At 70.4% G+C, this 17,842-nt stretch carries 14 protein-coding genes; 6 read left to right on the forward strand and 8 right to left on the reverse strand.

What is annotated here, in order from left to right:
* The first annotated feature begins 132 nt into the window (after positions 1–132).
* From NLX86_RS03415 to NLX86_RS03430, 4 genes are all read left to right on the forward strand, one after another.
* A complete protein-coding gene (locus NLX86_RS03415; RefSeq protein ID WP_254370037.1) occupies positions 133–900 on the forward strand; it encodes an IclR family transcriptional regulator in 768 nt (255 codons plus the stop codon).
* A 232-nt stretch (positions 901–1,132) separates the two neighbouring features.
* Entirely contained in the window at positions 1,133–1,921 is a 789-nt protein-coding gene (locus NLX86_RS03420) for an MIP/aquaporin family protein (protein WP_254370038.1), read from the forward strand.
* Between the two features lie 32 nt (positions 1,922–1,953).
* Positions 1,954–3,501: a glycerol kinase GlpK gene (gene glpK, locus NLX86_RS03425; RefSeq protein ID WP_254370039.1), complete on the forward strand. Its 1,548-nt coding sequence runs from the start codon at positions 1,954–1,956 to the stop codon at positions 3,499–3,501.
* 2 nt (positions 3,502–3,503) lie between these two features.
* Entirely contained in the window at positions 3,504–5,126 is a 1,623-nt protein-coding gene (locus tag NLX86_RS03430; RefSeq protein ID WP_254370040.1) for a glycerol-3-phosphate dehydrogenase/oxidase, read from the forward strand.
* Positions 5,127–5,171: 45 nt separating this feature from the next.
* On the opposite strand, the gene NLX86_RS03435 is transcribed toward NLX86_RS03430, so the two are convergent.
* A complete protein-coding gene (locus NLX86_RS03435) occupies positions 5,172–6,071 on the reverse strand; it encodes an amidohydrolase (protein WP_254370041.1) in 900 nt (299 codons plus the stop codon).
* A gap of 170 nt (positions 6,072–6,241) precedes the next feature.
* On the opposite strand from NLX86_RS03435, the gene NLX86_RS03440 reads away from it, so the two are divergent.
* A complete protein-coding gene (locus tag NLX86_RS03440; protein WP_254370042.1) occupies positions 6,242–7,252 on the forward strand; it encodes a PAC2 family protein in 1,011 nt (336 codons plus the stop codon).
* Between the two features lie 582 nt (positions 7,253–7,834).
* On the opposite strand, the gene NLX86_RS03445 is transcribed toward NLX86_RS03440, so the two are convergent.
* The 5 genes from NLX86_RS03445 to NLX86_RS03465 form a co-directional block, all read right to left on the reverse strand.
* Positions 7,835–10,876 (reverse strand): NPCBM/NEW2 domain-containing protein, encoded by a 3,042-nt coding sequence (locus NLX86_RS03445; RefSeq protein ID WP_254370043.1) that lies wholly within the window; start codon positions 10,874–10,876, stop codon positions 7,835–7,837.
* A gap of 127 nt (positions 10,877–11,003) precedes the next feature.
* Positions 11,004–12,233, reverse strand: coding sequence for a cysteine--1-D-myo-inosityl 2-amino-2-deoxy-alpha-D-glucopyranoside ligase (mshC, locus tag NLX86_RS03450; RefSeq protein ID WP_254370044.1), 1,230 nt, complete (start codon positions 12,231–12,233; stop codon positions 11,004–11,006).
* Between the two features lie 99 nt (positions 12,234–12,332).
* Positions 12,333–13,208, reverse strand: a complete 876-nt coding sequence (locus NLX86_RS03455) for an SCO1664 family protein (protein WP_254370045.1) — start codon at positions 13,206–13,208, stop codon at positions 12,333–12,335.
* Positions 13,172–13,762, reverse strand: a complete 591-nt coding sequence (locus tag NLX86_RS03460; RefSeq protein WP_254370046.1) for a DUF3090 domain-containing protein — start codon at positions 13,760–13,762, stop codon at positions 13,172–13,174. The genes NLX86_RS03455 and NLX86_RS03460 overlap by 37 nt, the downstream gene beginning before the upstream one ends.
* A 135-nt stretch (positions 13,763–13,897) precedes the next feature.
* Positions 13,898–14,590 carry a histidine phosphatase family protein gene (locus NLX86_RS03465; RefSeq protein WP_254370047.1) on the reverse strand — a complete coding sequence of 231 codons (693 nt, stop codon included), beginning with the start codon at positions 14,588–14,590 and terminating at the stop codon, positions 13,898–13,900.
* 88 nt (positions 14,591–14,678) lie between these two features.
* On the opposite strand from NLX86_RS03465, the gene corA reads away from it, so the two are divergent.
* Positions 14,679–15,662, forward strand: a complete 984-nt coding sequence (gene corA, locus NLX86_RS03470; protein ID WP_254370048.1) for a magnesium/cobalt transporter CorA — start codon at positions 14,679–14,681, stop codon at positions 15,660–15,662.
* Positions 15,663–15,695: 33 nt separating this feature from the next.
* Here the strand turns inward: corA and NLX86_RS03475 are convergent, their stop codons facing one another.
* Entirely contained in the window at positions 15,696–16,484 is a 789-nt protein-coding gene (locus NLX86_RS03475; protein WP_254370098.1) for a ferritin-like domain-containing protein, read from the reverse strand.
* Positions 16,485–16,697: 213 nt separating this feature from the next.
* Positions 16,698–17,747 carry an LLM class F420-dependent oxidoreductase gene (locus tag NLX86_RS03480; RefSeq protein ID WP_254370049.1) on the reverse strand — a complete coding sequence of 350 codons (1,050 nt, stop codon included), beginning with the start codon at positions 17,745–17,747 and terminating at the stop codon, positions 16,698–16,700.
* Between the last annotated feature and the right edge of the window lie 95 nt (positions 17,748–17,842).

The raw sequence follows: 17,842 nt of genomic DNA on the forward strand, positions 1-17,842 counted from the left end.
AGGCCGGACGGCATGCTGTCGGCGGGGGTGCCTCGCTACGACTTGTCTTGACAGACTCTGTGGACGGTGCACGAGGTCGGCATCGACCGATAGTGTTCAGCATTGTCGAACCGAGGTGGAGGAGGCTGCGCGATGGCACGGAACATCCAGTCGCTCGAGCGGGCGGCTGCGATGCTGCGGCTGCTCGCCGGCGGCGAGCGTCGGCTTGGACTGTCGGATGTGGCCTCCTCCCTGGGCCTGGCCAAGGGCACCGCGCACGGCATACTGCGCACCCTTCAGGCCGAGGGTTTCGTCGAGCAGGACCCGGCTTCCGGCCGCTACCAGCTGGGCGCGGAGCTGCTGCGCCTGGGCAACAGCTACCTGGATGTCCACGAGCTGCGGGCGCGCGCCCTGGTGTGGACCGACGACCTGGCCAGGTCCAGTGGTGAGAGCGTCTACGTCGGGGTGCTCCACCAGCAGGGCGTGCTGATCATGCACCACGTCTTCCGGCCGGACGACAGCCGTCAGGTGCTGGAGGTGGGGGCCATGCAGCCGCTGCACTCCACCGCCCTGGGCAAGGTGCTGTCCGCATACGATCCGGTGGCCCACGGCGAGGCCGTCGAGGGCGAGCGCACCGCGTTCACGCCCCGGACCGTGACCGGCCTGGATGACTTCGAGTCCGTACTCGACCTGACCCGGGCGCGCGGCTGGGCGGCCGATGTCGAGGAGACCTGGGACGGTGTGGCCTCGGTGGCCGCGCCCATCCATGACCGGCGCCGGATGCCGGTGGGCGCGATCGCCATCTCGGGCGCCGTCGAGCGGGTCTGCAACGGCGGTGGCGAACTGCGCTCCGAGCTGATCGCCGCTGTACGGGACTGCGCCCGCGCGGTTTCGCGGGACCTGGGCGCCGGGCGCTTCTGACGTACCCGCCGAGCGGACGGTAACGATCCGGCTTTCGGCCACCGAACTCTTGACGTGCTGTTAACCGTGGCGAAAAACTGCCGTTCACCGGTCGGCATTGCCGAACACCTAACGGCAATACACGCTAGGGTGTGGCAACGCCAAGGGCCGGTCAACGCACTCACCGAGTGCGCGGACCACCGGAGGGACCCGGGGTTCGCCTTCCCCTGGACGAAGGACAAAGGAGTCGCGCGTGTCCAGCTCCGACATCTTCATCGGCGAGATCATAGGTACCGCCGTACTCATCCTGCTCGGCGGTGGCGTGGTCGCCGCCGTCGTACTCAAGCGCTCGAAGGCGCAGAACGCCGGCTGGCTGGCGATCACCTTCGGGTGGGGCTTCGCGGTCATGACCGCCGTCTACATGACGGGCACGCTCTCCGGCGCCCACCTCAACCCGGCAGTCACCCTCGGTATCGCGATCAAGGACGGAGACTGGGGCAACGTCCCGGTCTACTTCGCCGGCCAGCTGCTCGGCGCCATGATCGGTGCCTCCCTGGTCTGGATCGCGTACTACGGCCAGTTCCACGCGCACCTCACGGACCCGGAGATCATCGCCGCGCCGCCGCACGAGGAAGGCCTGGTCGACCAGAAGGCCGCCCCGAAGGCCGGACCGGTGCTCGGTATCTTCTCCACCGGCCCCGAGATCCGGAACGTGGCCCAGAACCTGGCCACCGAGATCATCGGCACCGTCGTGCTCGTGCTCGCCGTCCTGACCATGGGCCTCAACGACAGCGGCAAGGGACTCGGCACCCTCGGCGCGCTGATCGTCGCGTTCGTCGTCGTCAGCATCGGCCTCTCCCTCGGCGGCCCGACCGGCTACGCCATCAACCCGGCCCGTGACCTGGGCCCGCGCATCGTGCACGCCCTGCTGCCGCTGCCCAACAAGGGCGGATCGGACTGGGGCTACGCCTGGATCCCTGTCGTCGGCCCGCTGATCGGCGGAGCCATCGCAGCGGGTATCTACAAGCTCGCGTTCGTCTAAGCCGTCCCTTCAAGACTTCGCAGGAGTACTTCGTGACCGACGCTCACACCCCAGGCACCCACTCCCACGGCGCAGGCCCGTTCATTGCCGCGATCGACCAGGGCACCACCTCCAGCCGCTGCATCGTCTTCGACCGCGACGGGCGCATCGTCGCCGTCGACCAGAAGGAGCACGAGCAGATCTTCCCCAAGCCGGGCTGGGTGGAGCACAACGGCGCCGAGATCTGGACCAACGTCCAGGAGGTCGTCGACGGCGCGATCGCCAAGGCCGGCCTCACGGCCGCCGATGTCAAGGCGATCGGCATCACCAACCAGCGTGAGACCACGGTCCTGTGGGACAAGAACACCGGCGAGCCGGTGCACAACGCCATCGTCTGGCAGGACACCCGCACCGACGCCCTGTGCAAGGAGCTCGGCCGCAACGTCGGCCAGGACCGCTTCCGCCGCGAGACCGGTCTGCCGCTCGCGTCCTACTTCGCCGGTCCGAAGATCCGCTGGATGCTCGACAACGTCGAAGGCCTGCGTGAGCGCGCCGAGCGTGGCGAGATCCTCTTCGGCACCATGGATTCCTGGGTCATCTGGAACCTGACCGGTGGAGTCGACGGCGGTGTGCACGTCACGGACGTCACCAACGCGTCGCGCACCATGCTGATGAACCTGCACACCATGGAGTGGGACGAGAAGATCCTCCAGTCGATGGGGGTACCGGCCGCGGTGCTGCCGGAGATCCGCTCCTCCGCCGAGGTGTACGGGAAAGCCAAGGGCGGCGCCCTCGCCGGCGTCCCGGTCGCATCGGCCCTCGGCGACCAGCAGGCGGCCCTCTTCGGCCAGACCTGTTTCTCGGAGGGCGAGGCCAAGTCCACCTACGGCACCGGCACGTTCATGCTGATGAACACCGGCAGCGAGCCCGTCAACTCGTACAACGGCCTGCTGACCACCGTCGGGTACCGGATCGGCGACGAGGCGCCCGTGTACGCCCTCGAAGGCTCGATCGCCGTCACCGGCTCGCTCGTCCAGTGGATGCGCGACCAGATGGGTCTGATCAACAGCGCCGCGGAGATCGAGACGCTGGCGTCCTCCGTCGAGGACAACGGCGGCGCGTACTTCGTGCCCGCCTTCTCCGGCCTCTTCGCCCCGTACTGGCGCTCCGACGCCCGCGGTGTGATCGCCGGCCTGACCCGGTACGTCACCAAGGCGCACATCGCCCGTGCCGTGCTCGAAGCCACCGCCTGGCAGACCCGTGAGATCACCGACGCCATGACGAAGGACTCCGGTGTCGAGCTGACCGCACTCAAGGTCGACGGCGGAATGACCTCCAACAACCTGCTGATGCAGACACTCTCGGACTTCCTGGACGCACCCGTGGTGCGCCCGATGGTCGCCGAGACCACCTGCCTCGGCGCCGCCTACGCCGCCGGCCTGGCCGTCGGCTTCTGGCCGGACACCGACGCGCTGCGCGCCAACTGGCGCCGGGCCGCCGAGTGGACCCCCCGCATGGACGCGGACCAGCGGGACCGCGAGTACAAGAGCTGGCTCAAGGCCGTGGAGCGGACCATGGGCTGGATCGAGGACGAGGAGTAAACATGAGCACCCTGCAGAGCGTCCCGGCCCTCGGGACGCACCCGACTGCCGGTTCACGTACGGCATCGCCTGTGGCGGGCCGTGCCGAGACCAGGGAGCGGCTGGCCAAGGCCACGTACGACCTCCTGGTGATAGGCGGCGGCATCCTGGGCACCTCGGTGGCCTGGCATGCGGCGCAGTCGGGGCTGCGGGTGGCGATGGTGGACGCCGGTGACTTCGCCGGCGCCACCTCCTCCGCCTCCTCCAAGCTGGTCCACGGCGGTCTTCGCTACCTGCAGACCGGCGCGGTCAGGCTGGTGGCGGAGAACCACCACGAGCGGCGTGTACTGGCCAAGGACGTGGCCCCGCACCTGGTCAACCCGCTCACCTTCTACCTGCCGGTCTACAAGGGCGGGCCGGTGGGCGCCGCCAAGCTGGGCGCCGGCGTCTTCGCCTACTCGGCGCTGTCCGCCTTCGGTGACGGAATCGGCAAGGTCATATCACCGGCCAAGGCGGTGGCTGGCAACCCCGGTCTGAAGACGGACAACCTCAAGGCCGTCGCGGTCTACTACGACCACCAGATGAACGACTCGCGGGTCGCCGTCATGACGGTCCGCGCGGCCGTCGAGTCCGGTGCGGTCGTGCTGAACCACGCCGAGGTCACCGGGCTGCGGATAACGCACGGCCGGGTCTCGGGCGCGGAACTCAGGGACCGGCTCGACGGCACCGAGTTCGGCGTGAACGCGCGCGTCGTGCTCAACGCGACGGGTCCGTGGGTCGACCACCTGCGGCGCATGGAGGACAAGCACTCCATGCCGTCCATCCGCCTCTCCAAGGGCGCGCACATCGTGATGAAGCGCAAGTCGCCGTGGAAGGCCGCCATGGCCACCCCGATCGACAAGTACCGCATCACGTTCGCCCTGCCGTGGGAGGACCAGCTGCTGCTCGGTACGACCGACGAGAAGTACGAGGGCGACCCGGCGGACGTGCGGGCCACCGAGTCCGACATCCAGCAGATCCTGGACGAGGCGGCCTTCTCCGTACAGGGCGCGGACCTGGACCGTTCCCTGATGACGTACGCCTTCGCCGGCCTGCGGGTGCTGCCCGGCGGGCCCGGCGGTGTGGAGAAGGCCAAGCGCGAGACGGTCGTCTCCGAGGGCCGCGGCGGCATGCTGTCCGTCGCGGGTGGCAAGTGGACGACGTACCGGCACATCGGCCGGGTGGTCATGGACAAGCTGGCGAAGCTGCCCGGCAGCCCGCTGAGCGAGGACATGGAACCGGTGTCGTCCCTGGTACGCCGGGTCCCGCTGCCCGGTGTCGCCAACCCCAACGCGGTCGCGCACCGGCTGCTGGTGGACCGCGAGCCGGGGAGCCGGATGGACCCGCTGACCGCGCGTCACCTGGCTTCGCACTACGGCTCGCTGTCGTTCGACATCGCGCGCCTGGTGAACGAGGACCCGGCGCTCGGCGAGCGGATCCACGAGGACGGTCCGGAGATCTGGGCGCAGGTCGTGTACGCCCGGGACCACGAGTGGGCCGAGACGGTGGACGATGTGCTGCGCCGCCGTACGACGCTGACGATCCGCGGCCTGGACACCGACGACGTCCGCGCGAAGGTCGAGGACATGCTGGGCCGCAGGGCCTGACACGGGGATACGGCTGAGCGGCGGTCCGCACCGGCGGGCCGCCCCTCAGCCGTGTTCCGGCGGTCGACGGCTCTGGGCAGCGTCTCCGGGCCGTCTCCAGGCGGTCTCGAGCCCGTAGACGCGGGCGGCGGTGTCACCGAACACCGCCGCCCGTTCCAGGACGGTGAGATGGGCGGTGGCCTGTTCCGCGAGGGCCAGCACTTCCCGGTAGTCGGCCGCCAGCGTGCACACCGGCCAGTCGGACCCGAAGAGCACCCGGTGCGGGCCGAACGCGTCGAGGACGTGGTGGGCGTACGGCAGCACCTCCTGCGGGCGCCATTTCTGCCAGTCGGCCTCGGTGACCAGCCCGGACAGCTTGCAGCTCACGTGCGGCTCACCGGCCAGCTCGGTGATGCCGTCCGCCCAGGGCTGCCACAGCCGCTCCGCGACCGCCGGCTTCCCGGCGTGGTCGAGTACGAAGGTGAGCTGCGGCACCTCCCGTACGGCCTCGATCGCGGCCGGCAGCTCGCGCGGGGTGACGAGCAGGTCGTACACCAGGCCGGCGTCCGCAACGGCGGCGAGGCCCCGGCGGACCTCGGGCCGTACCAGCCAGAGCGGGTCCGGCTCGTCCTGCACCTGGTGGCGAATGCCGCGCAGCCGGTCACCGCCGGGGGCGGACCGCAGCCCGGCCAGTACGGCGGGCAGCCCCGGGTCGGTGAGGTCGGCCCAGCCGACGACGGCGGCGATCCACCCGGATCCGCCGGCGGTGGCGAGGAGGTCGCGGGTCTCGTCGTAGGAGGTGCTCGTCTGGACGGCGACGCTCATGTCGACGCCGTGCGCGGTCAGTTCCGGCTCGAGATCGGCCGGAGCGAAGGTGCGCCGCAGCGGGTCCGCCCATGGACCGTCCATCCACGGCTGGGGGCGGCGGGAAAGGTCCCAGAGGTGGTGATGGGCGTCGATGCGCATGACTCACTCCCAGCGGCAGCCGGACACCATCCAGCCTCATCACACCGACGGCCAATTGCAAGGTGGCACAGGCGGATGTGGACATCGGACCTTCCGTCGTCATGCGATCAGGGTCGGCGCAAGCCGTAGGCTTGGCCCGTACGCAAGAGAACTTCGGAAGGAGGCACTGGGTGATCGAGCTCGAGGGGGTGCCCGAGCTGATCGACCCGGTCATGGTGGCCGCGTTCGAGGGCTGGAACGACGCAGGCGACGCCGCCTCCACCGCGGTCGCACATCTGGACCGGGAGTGGAAGGGCGAGGTGTTCGCCGCCCTCGACGCCGAGGACTACTACGACTTCCAGGTCAACCGGCCCACCGTGTGGCTGGACGACGGGGTGCGGAAGATCACCTGGCCCACCACCCGGCTGTCCGTGGTCCGCATCGGTGGAGCCAAGCCGCGCGACCTCGTCCTGGTGCGCGGTATCGAGCCGTCCATGAGATGGCGCTCGTTCTGCAATGAGATCCTCGGCTTCGCCCATGAACTGGGCGTCGAGATGGTGGTGATCCTGGGCGCCCTGCTCGGAGACACCCCGCACACCCGCCCGGTACCGGTCAGCGGAGTCACCTCCGACCCGGACCTCGCGCGGACCATGGATCTGGAGGAGACCCGGTACGAGGGGCCCACGGGCATCGTGGGAATCCTCCAGGAGGCGTGCACGCACGCCGGTGTGCCGGCGGTGAGTCTGTGGGCCGCGGTGCCGCACTACGTGTCGCAGCCGCCCAACCCGAAGGCCACGCTCGCCCTCCTCAACCGCCTGGAGGACCTGATCGATCTGCGTATCCCGCTGGGCGAACTGCCCGAGGACGCGCGGGCCTGGCAGCTGGGCGTGGACCAACTGGCCGCCGAGGACAGCGAGGTGGCCGAGTACGTCCAGACGCTGGAGGAGGCGCGGGACACCGCGGAGCTGCCGGAGGCGACCGGCGAGGCGATCGCCCGGGAGTTCGAGCGCTATCTGCGGCGGCGTGACGGCGGCCCCGGCCCCGGGCAGGCCCCCGGCGGCCACGCCACGGACGGCGGCGACGGTTCGTATCTCCGCGACACCTCCAGCGGGCGCACCCGTCCGCCCAGACCGCCGCGCGCGGAGAAGCCCGACAGCGCGGAGAGCGAGGACAGCGGTCCCGAGGACGCCGACGAGGAGTAACCACAGCAGAAGACAGTGGGGGCGGTGCCGGGCCGGCACCGCCCCCACTGCTGTCAGACCCGGGGTACGGACACCACGTCGTACTCGGCGTCCGGCGTCGGCTCCACGTCGAAGCGGGCGTTGGGCAGTTGAAGCTCTCTCCCGCCCGAGGGCGGGAGATTCCCGTCTGGATCGCTCCGAAGGGTTTGACGGCTCTTACGTCCGTCCGTACGACGATCCTCCCGACCGCCGGGCAGGTCGGCGACCTGCCGAGTTTCGCCAACTTGGTTGTCGCTGGCGGACGTTCGCACTCTATGAGGGAGCTGCGACGCTCCGCGTCGCAGCTCCGAGGGATGGCCTTCACCTCCCCCGTAAGCGGGGGAGCACTGGCCAAGATCGAGGTAGATCCGGTCACGCCACATCGGGCGACGCCCGTCCTTGGGTCGACCCGCATCAGCCCGCCGCCGCCGGCGACGGTGTTGACCACCAGCAGCGCACGGCCGTCCGGTGTCCGCTCGATCCGACTGTTGGTCCGACAGACGCTCCCACCTCATCACGGAACGAGCGGTGCCGGGCGGAGCAGCCCCCGCCCGGCACGTCAACTCATGCGCAGCTGAAGCGCGCTGCCGCCCAGTCCGCGTGGTCCCCGGACTTCGACCCGTTGGTGTCGGTGACCTTGAGACGCACATGCCTCGCACCGGTCAGACCGACGCTCACGGGCACGGTCGCGGACGCCCCGGTCAGCTTGGGCGAGGTCCACAGCACCTTGCCGTCCGCCTCGACCGAGAAGGCGACCTCGCCGTAGCCGTTGATCTCGTCGTCGATGCCGACGTCGGCGGCGAAGGCCGTGCAGCGGCCGCCGACGTAGATCTCGATGTCGGAGTCGGCGTGGGCTCCGATTCCCTTCTCGTACGTCTTCCCGGCGAGGGTGAGTGTGCGGCCGTCGTTCGCGCCCGACTCCCCGTTGCTGCGGTCGCGTTCGGGCGGGCCCCAGCCATTGGCCGACTTCAGCCACACCAGGTCGCTCGCCCAGGCGTCGGCGGCCGGCGGCTCGGGCATCACCCCGACCGCGAACCGGTCTACGGCGGTACGGTCCGTGCCGGCCGCCCGGTGGCGTGCGGTCGCGGTGAGCGTCGCCTCCCCCGGCTTGGCGTCCTTGGCCGGGGTGACGGACACCTCGACCCGCCGCGTGGTGCCCGCCGGGATCCGGTCCACGGGCGGGGCCGGGGTGACCTGCCAGCCCGCCGGGGCGGTCACGGAGACCTCGACACCGGTGGCGTCCCGGCTGCCCGCCGTGACGTCGACGGCCACCTTGCCCGGCGCGCCCGCACCGAGTTCCTGGCCGGCCGGGGCGGAGACGACGGCGCCGGCGCCCGGCACCGCGCCGCCGACCGCGCTGGTGTCCTCGAGCTCCAGCTCGAAGCCCCGGTCGGTGGGCAGCGCCGCGGTCTTGACCTTCACCACGCCGCCGCGGTCGTCCTGGTCGTACCACCAGCCCTGGGCGGCCTTGTCGTACGCCGCCTTGGAGGTGAGCCTCGGCAGCCTGCGGTCGTCGAGCTCCACCGAGCCCGGCGCATCCCCGGTGTGCACGCTGAACAGGTACGGGCGCTTGGTCTGCTTGCCGGTGAACTCGCCCTTGCTCGCACCGATCCGGACGCTCACATCGCCCGCGCCGCGCCGCGGTGCCTCGACGTCGGCGCGCTGGGTGGCGTACTTGCCCGCGCGGTGCTCGCGCGTGACGCCGTCGTCCTCGTACATCGTGAACGAGGACTTCCCCTGCGGGTAGATGTCCCAGGCCAGCGGGGATTCGGCGGTGCGGTCGGCGTACGAGCGGATGCCCGGCCACATCGGGACGGTGGCCCCGGCCTTCACGAAGAGCGGCAGGGTGTCGAGCGGCGCGCTGTAGCCGTCGACGGTGACCGGCCCTTCGTACGTCCGTCCGCTCCAGTAGTCGATCCACGTCCCCTTCGGGAGGTAGATGCCGTCGCGGCGGGTGGAGTCCTGGTAGACGGGCGCCACCAGGAAGTCCTCGCCGCTCAGGAACTCGTACTTGGCCGCGTCCGTGGCCGCCTTGGGGTCGTCCGGGTACTCCAGGACGAGCGGGCGGACCGGACCGACGCCGGTCTTCGTCGCCTCGTGCGCGTACGAGTACATGTAGGGCAGCAGCGACTCGTGCAGCTTCAGATAGTCGCGGTTGACGGAGGTGTAGGGCTCGCCGTACCGGAAGGGCTGCTTGTCCTTCGCGGCCCAGCCGTCCATGGTCATCGTGACCGGCAGGAACATCTTCCACTGGAGGTCGCGGGTGTACGTCTTGGCGCTGCCGCCGAAGATGCCGTCCACGTCGCCGGTGGTGTAGGCGAGGCCGGACATGCTCGCGCCCGCGTAGGTCGGGATCTGCCAGCGGATGTACTCCCAGGTGCCCGACTGGTCGCCGGACCACTGGACTCCGCAGCGCTGCGCGCCCGACCAGCTCTCCGGCGCCCAGGTGAAGCCGCGGGCGTCGCTGTGGTCCTCGATGCCCTTGTACGCGTCCTTGCAGCCGTCGAGGGCGAACTTGTAGCCCGCGCCGACCCAGGCGACGTCCAGCTTCGCGACCCGCTGTCCTGCCTTGACCTGGTCGGCGATCTTGTCGATGCCGTCCTCGGTCCACAGGCCCAGCTGCATCTTGCGGTCCTTAAGGCCCTTGGCGGTCTCGGCGAGGTTCTCGTAGCCGCAGCCGTAGCCGTCGTTGACCAGCATCCAGCCGTTCGGCATGTCGTTCTCGACGTACCCGTCGGCGACCTTCAGCGCGTCCAGGGTGTGCCGCTCGCCGCGGTTGGCGTTGTGCAGATAGCAGTCGGCGTCGCCGATCTCCAGCCCGTAGATGGGCGGCAGGAAGGGCCGGCCGGTCAGCTTGGTGTACTGCCCGATGACGTCCTTGGCGCTCGCGCCCGCGAAGTAGTAGGCGTCGAAGCGCTGTTCCTTGGCGGTGGTGGTCACCGGCTCACCGAAGACATAGGTGCCCGGCGCGTATGTGTTGCGGTAGACGCCGTAGCCGGCCGAAGAGAGGTAGAAGGGAACGGAGTTGGGGTGGCCGCCGTCGTTCCAGTTGTAGTCGACGCCGACCTCGACGGTCTTGCCGCGGTGTGAGGTGTTGCCGCGGCCGTTCTGCATGCCGGCGCCGTAGAACTGCTCGTCTCCGCCGCGCGCGAGGCTCTGTGTGGTGGTGTTCGCGGTCCAGGTCAGTCCCCTGCTCTCGGCCCAGACCTCGGTGCCGTCGGCGCGGTGCAGGGCGAACCGGAGCGGGGACTTGTAGGCCCGCAGCGTGACCTTGGCGGTGCTCAGTTCGTAGCGGTCTCCGCTGTCCTTCCAGCGGGTGGCGGGCGGCTTGCCCTGCGGCTGGACGATGTCGGCGCCGGTCGGGTCGGTGAACTCGCCGTTGGGGGCGAGTTCGAGACGGAAGGTATCCGGGGTGACGAAGCTGACGCGGGCCTCGGCCCGGCCGGCTGTCAGCCGGTAGACGGAGCCGTCGGCCGCGAAGCCGGTGACGTCCCCGACGGTCGTGACAGGCGGTTCGGCCTGAGCGCTTCCCGGTCCCGCGAACACCGCGAGCAGACCGAGCAGGGCTCCCATGACCGCCGCTCTCGTGCGCATTGGTGATTGCATGGAGCGTGTTTAGCGCAGAAACGAGCATTCAGCCATGGATAAAACGGAACCGCCCCCAGACTCCGAAGAGATCCGGGGGCGGCGGTGAGTGGGACGGCGCGAGGCCGGTGGTGATGAGGGGGCGGCCCTACAGGGCGACGCCCAGGAGTGCGTCGACGGCGCGCGAGACCACGCCGGGCGCCCCCTCGTCCGTACCGCCCTCGGACTGCTGAAGGGCGGCCCAGCGGTCGACCGCGGCCAGCGCGGCCGGGGCGTCCAGGTCGTTCGCAAGCGCCTCGCGGATGTCCTCGACGAGTGCGTCGGCGGACGGCCCGTCGGGACGCGACACGGCGGCGCGCCACCGGCCGAGCCGCTGGGCGGCCGTGTCGAGCACATCGTCCTTCCACTCCCAGTCGGCGCGGTAGTGGTGGGCGAGGAGCGTCAGGCGGATCGCCGCCGGGTCCACACCGTCGCGGCGCAGCTTGGAGACGAAGACCAGGTTGCCCTTGGACTTCGACATCTTCTCGCCGTTCAGCGCGACGATCCCGGCGTGCACGTACGCCTGGGCGAACGGGAATTCACCGGTCAGCACCTGCGCGTGCGAAGCGCCCATCTCGTGGTGCGGGAAGGCGAGGTCGGAGCCGCCGCCCTGTACGTCGAAGCCCATGCCGAGGTGGTCGAGGGCAATGGCCACACACTCGATGTGCCAGCCGGGCCGGCCGCGGCCCAGAGTCCCCCCGTCCCAGCTCGGCTCGCCCTCACGGGCGGCCATCCAGAGCATCGGGTCGAGCGGGTTCTTCTTGCCCGGACGGTCCGGGTCGCCGCCGCGCTCGGCGGACAGCAGCCGCATCGCCTCGGCGTCCAGGTTGGACACCGCGCCGAAGCGGGCGTCCGACTCGACGGAGAAGTACACGTCCCCGTCCAACTCATAGGCGGCACCCGTGTCCCGCAGCCGCTCGACGAGCGGCACGATCCCCGGTATCGCCTCCACGGCGCCGATGTAGTGCTGCGGCGGAAGCATCCGCAGGGCGGTCATGTCCTCGCGGAACAGCGCCGTCTCGCGTTCCGCGAGCTCGGTCCAGTCGTGTCCGTCGCGGATGGCCCGTTCCAGCAGGGGGTCGTCGACGTCCGTCACGTTCTGGACGTAGTGAACCTGCCGCTTGGTGTCGAGCCACACGCGCTGAACGAGGTCGAACGCGTTGTAGGTCGCCGCGTGACCGATGTGGGTCGCGTCGTACGGAGTGATGCCGCAGACGTAGATACGGGCGACGGGACCGGGGTCGAGGGTGATCGTCCCCTGGGTCGCGGTGTCGTGGATCTGGAGGTCGCGGCCCTTGCCGGGCAGGGCGGGAACCTCAGAAGCGGGCCAGGCATGCATGCCTATGAGCCTAACCGGGGGCATGTTCCGTACACGAACCGGATCTGCGCTCTTGGCGTGATCGGCGCTCTTGACTTTCCCGCCGCCGTGCGCTGGTGGCTACACCGGTGGCCAGGGGATCGCCGGCCACTGGCCGGAGGGCTCCCGGTGGCGCCCGCTGATACGCATCTCCGCCACTCGCTCGCGCACCGCGTCGAGTTCCGCCGCGGTGATCAGCTCGGCCAGTCGGGTGGCGAGAGGGCCGCCTTCGGCCAGTGCGGTGTCCAGCCGGGCCAGCACCTCCACCGCCTCCGGCGTCAGCGGCTCGCCCGCCCAGCCCCACAGCAGCGTGCGCAGTCTGTCCTCGGCGTTGAACGAGACGCCGTGGTCGATGCCGTACAGCCGCCCCCCGGCGGCCGGCAGCAGATGCCCGCCCTTGCGGTCACCGTTGTTGATCACGGCGTCCAGGACGGCCAGCCGGCGCAGCCGCTCGTCGTCGGCGTGCACCAGGAGCGCCGTGCGCCCCTCGCCCACCTCGGCGAAGGCCACCGCCTTCCAGCCATTTCCTGGCTCGTCGGCCTCGACGAGGCTCAGCAGCGGGGCGGCCTCGGGGTCGGCCTCGATCCACAGCTGGCACATGCCCTCGCCGTAGGGACCGTCACGCAGCACGGTGGGTGGGATCAGCGCCCATCCGGTGGCCTCGGAGAGTTCGTATGCGGCCACCTCGCGCTGGGCGAGGTTGCCGTCGGGGAAGTCCCACAGCGGGCGCTCGCCGGCGATGGGTTTGTAGATGCAGGTGACCTGCCGGCCCTCGTACTCCGCCATGCAGTAGAGCGCCGCGTTCGACGCCTCGCGGATCCGTCCCCGCACGGTGAGCTCGCCCCTGTCGAGCACCTTGAGATCAGGGGGCGAGGGGGGCACAGCCGGCCCGGTGAGCACAGTGACCTCGTCCGCCGCGCTCATGCTCCGCGCCGGTATCCGTTCTGGCGCGGGCATACATGTCCCTCCGGATCGAGCGGCAGGCTGCACAGGGGGCACGGCGGGCGGCCGGCGTTCACGACGTCGAGGGCGCGCTTGGCGAAGGCGCGGGCCTGCACGCCGGTCAGCCGCACGCGCAGCATGGGCGGACCGTTCTCCTCGTCCTGGAGCAGCCGCTCCTCCGCCTCCGCGAGGTCTTCCTCGGTGTCGGCGTCCAGTTCCACCAGTGCCTGTGCCTCGACGATCATGCGCTGCTCGTCGCCGTCCCAGGCGAGCGCCATGGTGCCGACCCGGAACTCCTCGTCGACGGGCGCGTCGAGGGGGGCGGTGTCCGCGACCTCGGTGGGCGCGACGGCCGGTACCGGTGCGCTGCCGCCGGTGCGGCGCACCACCTCGTCGAGCAGCTCGTCGATGCGCTCGGCGAGCGCGGCGACCTGCGTCTTCTCCAGGGCGACGCTGGTGACGCGCGGCCCGGACGAGGCCTGCAGGAAGAACGTACGGCGCCCAGGCAGCCCGACCGTACCGGCCACGAAGCGGTCCGGCGGGTCGTAGAGGAACACCTGACGGGACACGTCCAGTCTCCAGAGGTTTCGGCGTTGGGGGTCTGCGTGGGGATCTGTACCGCGTGGGGATCTAAATCGACTGCATCAGCTGCCGGACCGTCACTGCACCGGCTTTCAGCCCGTCCACCCTACTGCGCCCGGCGATCACGCCGCGCCCGCGCCGCCCCCGACCACCGCTTCCCCGCTGTTGTCGGTCTCGCGCTGCGCCGGCGCCAGGGAGGCGAGGTCCCCGGTGTCCCCGAGCCGTACGACGAACGGGCGCAGCCGGGTGTAGCGGATCGCCGTGACGGAACAGGGTTCCACCGAGATCCGCTGGAATAGGTCGAGATGCATGCCGAGCGCGTCGGCGACCACGGACTTGATGATGTCGCCGTGCGAGCACATCAGATAGGCGGCGTCCTCGCCGTGCTGCTGCTCGATCCGCTCGTTCCAGTCCCGAACGGCCTCGACGGCGCGGGCCTGCATGGCGCGCATGGACTCGCCGCCGGGGAAGGCGGCCGCCGAGGGATGCTGCTGGACGACGGTCATCAGCGGCTCGTCGGCGAGTTCGGCGAGCTTGCGTCCGGACCAGTCGCCGTAGTGGCATTCGCCGATGCGCTCGTCGGTGTGCAGGGGCAGCTCGGGGCGTGCGTCGAGCAGCGGCCGCAGGGTTTCCCCGCAGCGCTGGAGGGGGCTGGTGACGGCCGCGGCCAGCGGCACCGCGGCGAGCCGGCCGGGCAGAGCGGCGGCCTGGGCGGCACCGCGCTCGTCCAGGGCGACACCCGGCGTCCAGCCGGCGAGCAGTCCCGCGGTGTTGGCGGTCGAACGTCCGTGCCGTACGAGGATCAGCGTTGCCATGGCCGCCAGCCTAGGCTGCCGGGGGCCGGAGGGGGGTGTCGGGCGGCAGAAGGTGCGTGCCGGGCGGTGGGCGGGGAAGAATGCGCGCGTGATTGTGGACTGCGCCATTTACCGGGAGGGGCGCCGGATCGAGGGCCCCTCCGACTTCTCGGACGCCCTGGACGAGGCACGGGCCACGGGCGACGCGTTTCTCTGGATCGGGGTGCACGAACCGACGGAGAAGGAATTCGACCTCGTACGCAGCGAGTTCGGCCTGCACCCGCTGGCGGTGGAGGACGCGCTGACGGCTCACCAGCGTCCGAAGCTCGAGGTGTACGACGACTCGCTCTTCGTGGTCCTCAAGCCGGTCATGTACGAGGAGAAGGAGGACACGGTCACCACGGGCGAGCTGATGCTGTTCATCGGCGACTCGTTCGTGGTCACGGTCCGGCACGGCGAGGGTGCCCCGCTGGCCGCCGTACGCCACCGGCTGGAGGCCGAGCCGGAGGTGCTCAGGCACGGTCCGACGTCGGTGCTGTACGCGGTGAGCGACGCGGTCGTCGACCACTACATCGACGTGGCCGCGGAGCTCCAGGTGGACCTGGAGGAGCTGGAGGCCGACGTCTTCGAGCCGAGTGGCGGCGACTCCAGGAACACCGCCGCGCGGATCTACAACTTCAAGCGCCAGGTGCTGGAGTTCCGGCGGGCGGCCGGGCCGCTGGCCGGGCCTATGGACCGGCTCGCGGGCGCGGGTGTGCCGTTCGTGGACGAGCACTCCCAGCCGTTCTTCCGCGATGTCGCCGACCACCTGACGCGCGCCAACGAATACGTCGAGGGACTCGACCGGCTGCTCTCGGACGCGCTGGCCGCCCATCTGGCGCAGATGGGTGTGCGGCAGAACAACGACATGCGGAAGATCTCGGCGTGGGCGGCCATGGCGGCGGTGCCGACGATGGTGGCGGGCATCTACGGCATGAACTTCGAGCACATGCCGGAACTGGCGACGGGCTGGGGCTATCCCATGGTGCTGCTCGTCATGGCCGGGGCGGTCTTCGGCCTGTACCGGCTGTTCAAACGCCGGGGCTGGCTCTGAGCGCCGGCCCCTGCACCTCTCCCCGCCGGGAGCTCAGGCGAACTCCGCCGCGGAGGTCGCCGGTCCGCCGAGGGCGTTGCGCCGTTCGGGCTGCTTCAGGCTGACCATCCGGTGCCAGCCGCCGAAGCGCTCGTACGCGTACATGGCGTGGATACCGGCCGCGAGGGCCGTGGACTTCGCCTTGGGCCAGTGCAGGAGACGGCCCATGTGCTCCATGACGGCGAGGCTCACGTCGCGGTAGATCCTGATCTCGGCGAGGGCGCTCTCCCGCAGGACGCGGTGGATCGTGCGGCCGTGCCCCTCCCGGGCCAGCCGCAGCAACTCCTCGTGGCAGTAGGCGAGGTGGTTGTCCTCGTCGTTGCAGATCAGCCTGATGGCCCTGCCGACCTCGGGGTGGTCCCCGAAGTTCTTCACCAGCATGTCCATCTGGTCGGCTGCCCGCTGCTCGGTGACCCGGCTGTGCGAGAGGTAGACGACGATGTCGTCCTCGGTCAGCGGTTCGTCCCGGCGCAGCTTGTCGTGGGCCAGTCCGATGCCCTGCCGTTCGAGCAGCATCGTGTAGTCGGTCTCCGGCGGGACCGGGACCGGCTCCAGGTTCCGCTTCTTCAGCAGGGCGTTGAAGATCCGCCCGTGCTTGTCCTCGTCGGCCCCGTGCCGGGTGATCTTCGGGGTGAGGACACTCATGCTCGCGGGTACGAGGGCCGCGATCCGGGCGTTCTCCCAGCCGCCCTGGGTTTCGCCGCTGGCCGCGATGGAGCAGAAGAGCTGGAAGGAGTCGTCGCTGTCGAGGATCTCCTGGAACAGGCTTCGGGCCGAGAGCATCACTGCCACCTCCATGCAGGCGTCCGCAAAGAACGAGTCAAATGCGGATACGGGCGGCAGGCAACAGCTGCGTCGGACTACTCCGCCGAACGAGGGACAACACGGCGCGTCCAGGTGCGTAACCGAGCGGGCTCCCGCGCGTTGTTCCCATGACGGCCGTGGCGGGGAAGACCCCCGAGCCCCCACCACGGCCGCGGACTTCAGCGGGGACTGCTACGCGATCCCGGCGCGCTCCAGGGCCTCGGTACCGGCGCGCAGGGCCGTGAGTCGCTCGTCGAGCGTGAAGCCGGCCGGGGCCAGCGTCAGGGTGGTGACCCCGGCCGCGGCGTACGCGTGCATCCGCTCGGCGATGCGGTCGACGGAGCCGAGCAGCGTCGTCGAGTCGATCAGCTGGTGCGGGATCGCGGCGGCCGCGCCGTCCTTGTCGCCCGAGAGGTACTTGTCCTGGATCTCGGCGGCTTCCTTCTCGTATCCCATGCGCTGCGCGAGCTGGTTGTAGAAGTTCTGCTTGCGGCTGCCCATGCCGCCGACGTACAGGGCGGTGTACGGACGGAACATGTCGGCCAGGGCGTTCACGTCGTCACCGACCGCGAGCGGCAGCGTCGGGCAGACGTCAAAGCCTTCCATCGTCTTGCCGGCCTTCTCGCGGCCCGCGCGGATGTGCCGGATCGCGGTGTCCTCGAGGTGGTCGGCGGAGGGGAAGATCAGCAGGGCGCCGTCGGCGATCTCGCCGGTCTGCTCGAGGTTCTTGGGGCCGATCGCGGCGATGTAGAGCGGAATGTGCTCGCGCTGGGGGTGGACGGTGAGCTTGAGTGGCTTGCCCGGCCCGCCGGGCAGCGGGAGGGTCCAGTGCTCGCCCTCGTACGAGAGCCGCTCGCGGGTCATCGCCTTGCGGACGATGTCGACGTACTCCCGGGTGCGGGCGAGGGGCTTGTCGAACTTGACGCCGTACCAGCCCTCGGAGACCTGCGGGCCGGAGACGCCAAGGCCCAGCCGGAAGCGGCCGCCGGAGAGGGAGTCGAGGGTGGCGGCGGTCATCGCGGTCATCGCCGGCTGGCGGGCCGGGATCTGGAGGATGGCGGAGCCGACGTCGATACGCTCGGTCTGGGCGGCCACCCAGGCGAGCACGGTGGGGGCGTCGGAGCCGTAGGCCTCGGCGGCCCAGCAGACCGAGTAGCCGAGCTTGTCCGCCTCCTTGGCGACCGCGAGATTGTCGCCGTCCATCCCCGCGCCCCAGTAGCCGAGGTTGATACCGAGCCGCATAGCGCTCCCCTTACCGATCAGTAACGTCCTTGTTGCGGGGGACTCTAGCGCGCGGGGCGCGATCCGTCAGGACAAGTACTTGTCCACAGGCTCCC

Origin of the sequence: Streptomyces sp. A3M-1-3 (genome assembly GCF_024213665.1) — a bacterium.
GTDB lineage: Bacteria > Actinomycetota > Actinomycetes > Streptomycetales > Streptomycetaceae > Streptomyces.

Coding starts and splice junctions, on each gene's coding strand:
- NLX86_RS03415 (WP_254370037.1), top strand. CDS start 133: ATGGCACGGAACATCCAGTCGCTCGAGCGGGCGGCTGCGATGCTGCGG.
- NLX86_RS03430 (WP_254370040.1), top strand. CDS start 3,504: ATGAGCACCCTGCAGAGCGTCCCGGCCCTCGGGACGCACCCGACTGCC.
- NLX86_RS03435 (WP_254370041.1), bottom strand. CDS start 6,071: ATGCGCATCGACGCCCATCACCACCTCTGGGACCTTTCCCGCCGCCCC.
- NLX86_RS03480 (WP_254370049.1), bottom strand. CDS start 17,747: ATGCGGCTCGGTATCAACCTCGGCTACTGGGGCGCGGGGATGGACGGC.
- mshC (WP_254370044.1), bottom strand. CDS start 12,233: ATGCATGCCTGGCCCGCTTCTGAGGTTCCCGCCCTGCCCGGCAAGGGC.
- NLX86_RS03475 (WP_254370098.1), bottom strand. CDS start 16,484: ATGCTCTCGGCCCGAAGCCTGTTCCAGGAGATCCTCGACAGCGACGAC.
- NLX86_RS03465 (WP_254370047.1), bottom strand. CDS start 14,590: ATGGCAACGCTGATCCTCGTACGGCACGGACGTTCGACCGCCAACACC.
- NLX86_RS03455 (WP_254370045.1), bottom strand. CDS start 13,208: ATGCCCGCGCCAGAACGGATACCGGCGCGGAGCATGAGCGCGGCGGAC.
- NLX86_RS03445 (WP_254370043.1), bottom strand. CDS start 10,876: ATGCAATCACCAATGCGCACGAGAGCGGCGGTCATGGGAGCCCTGCTC.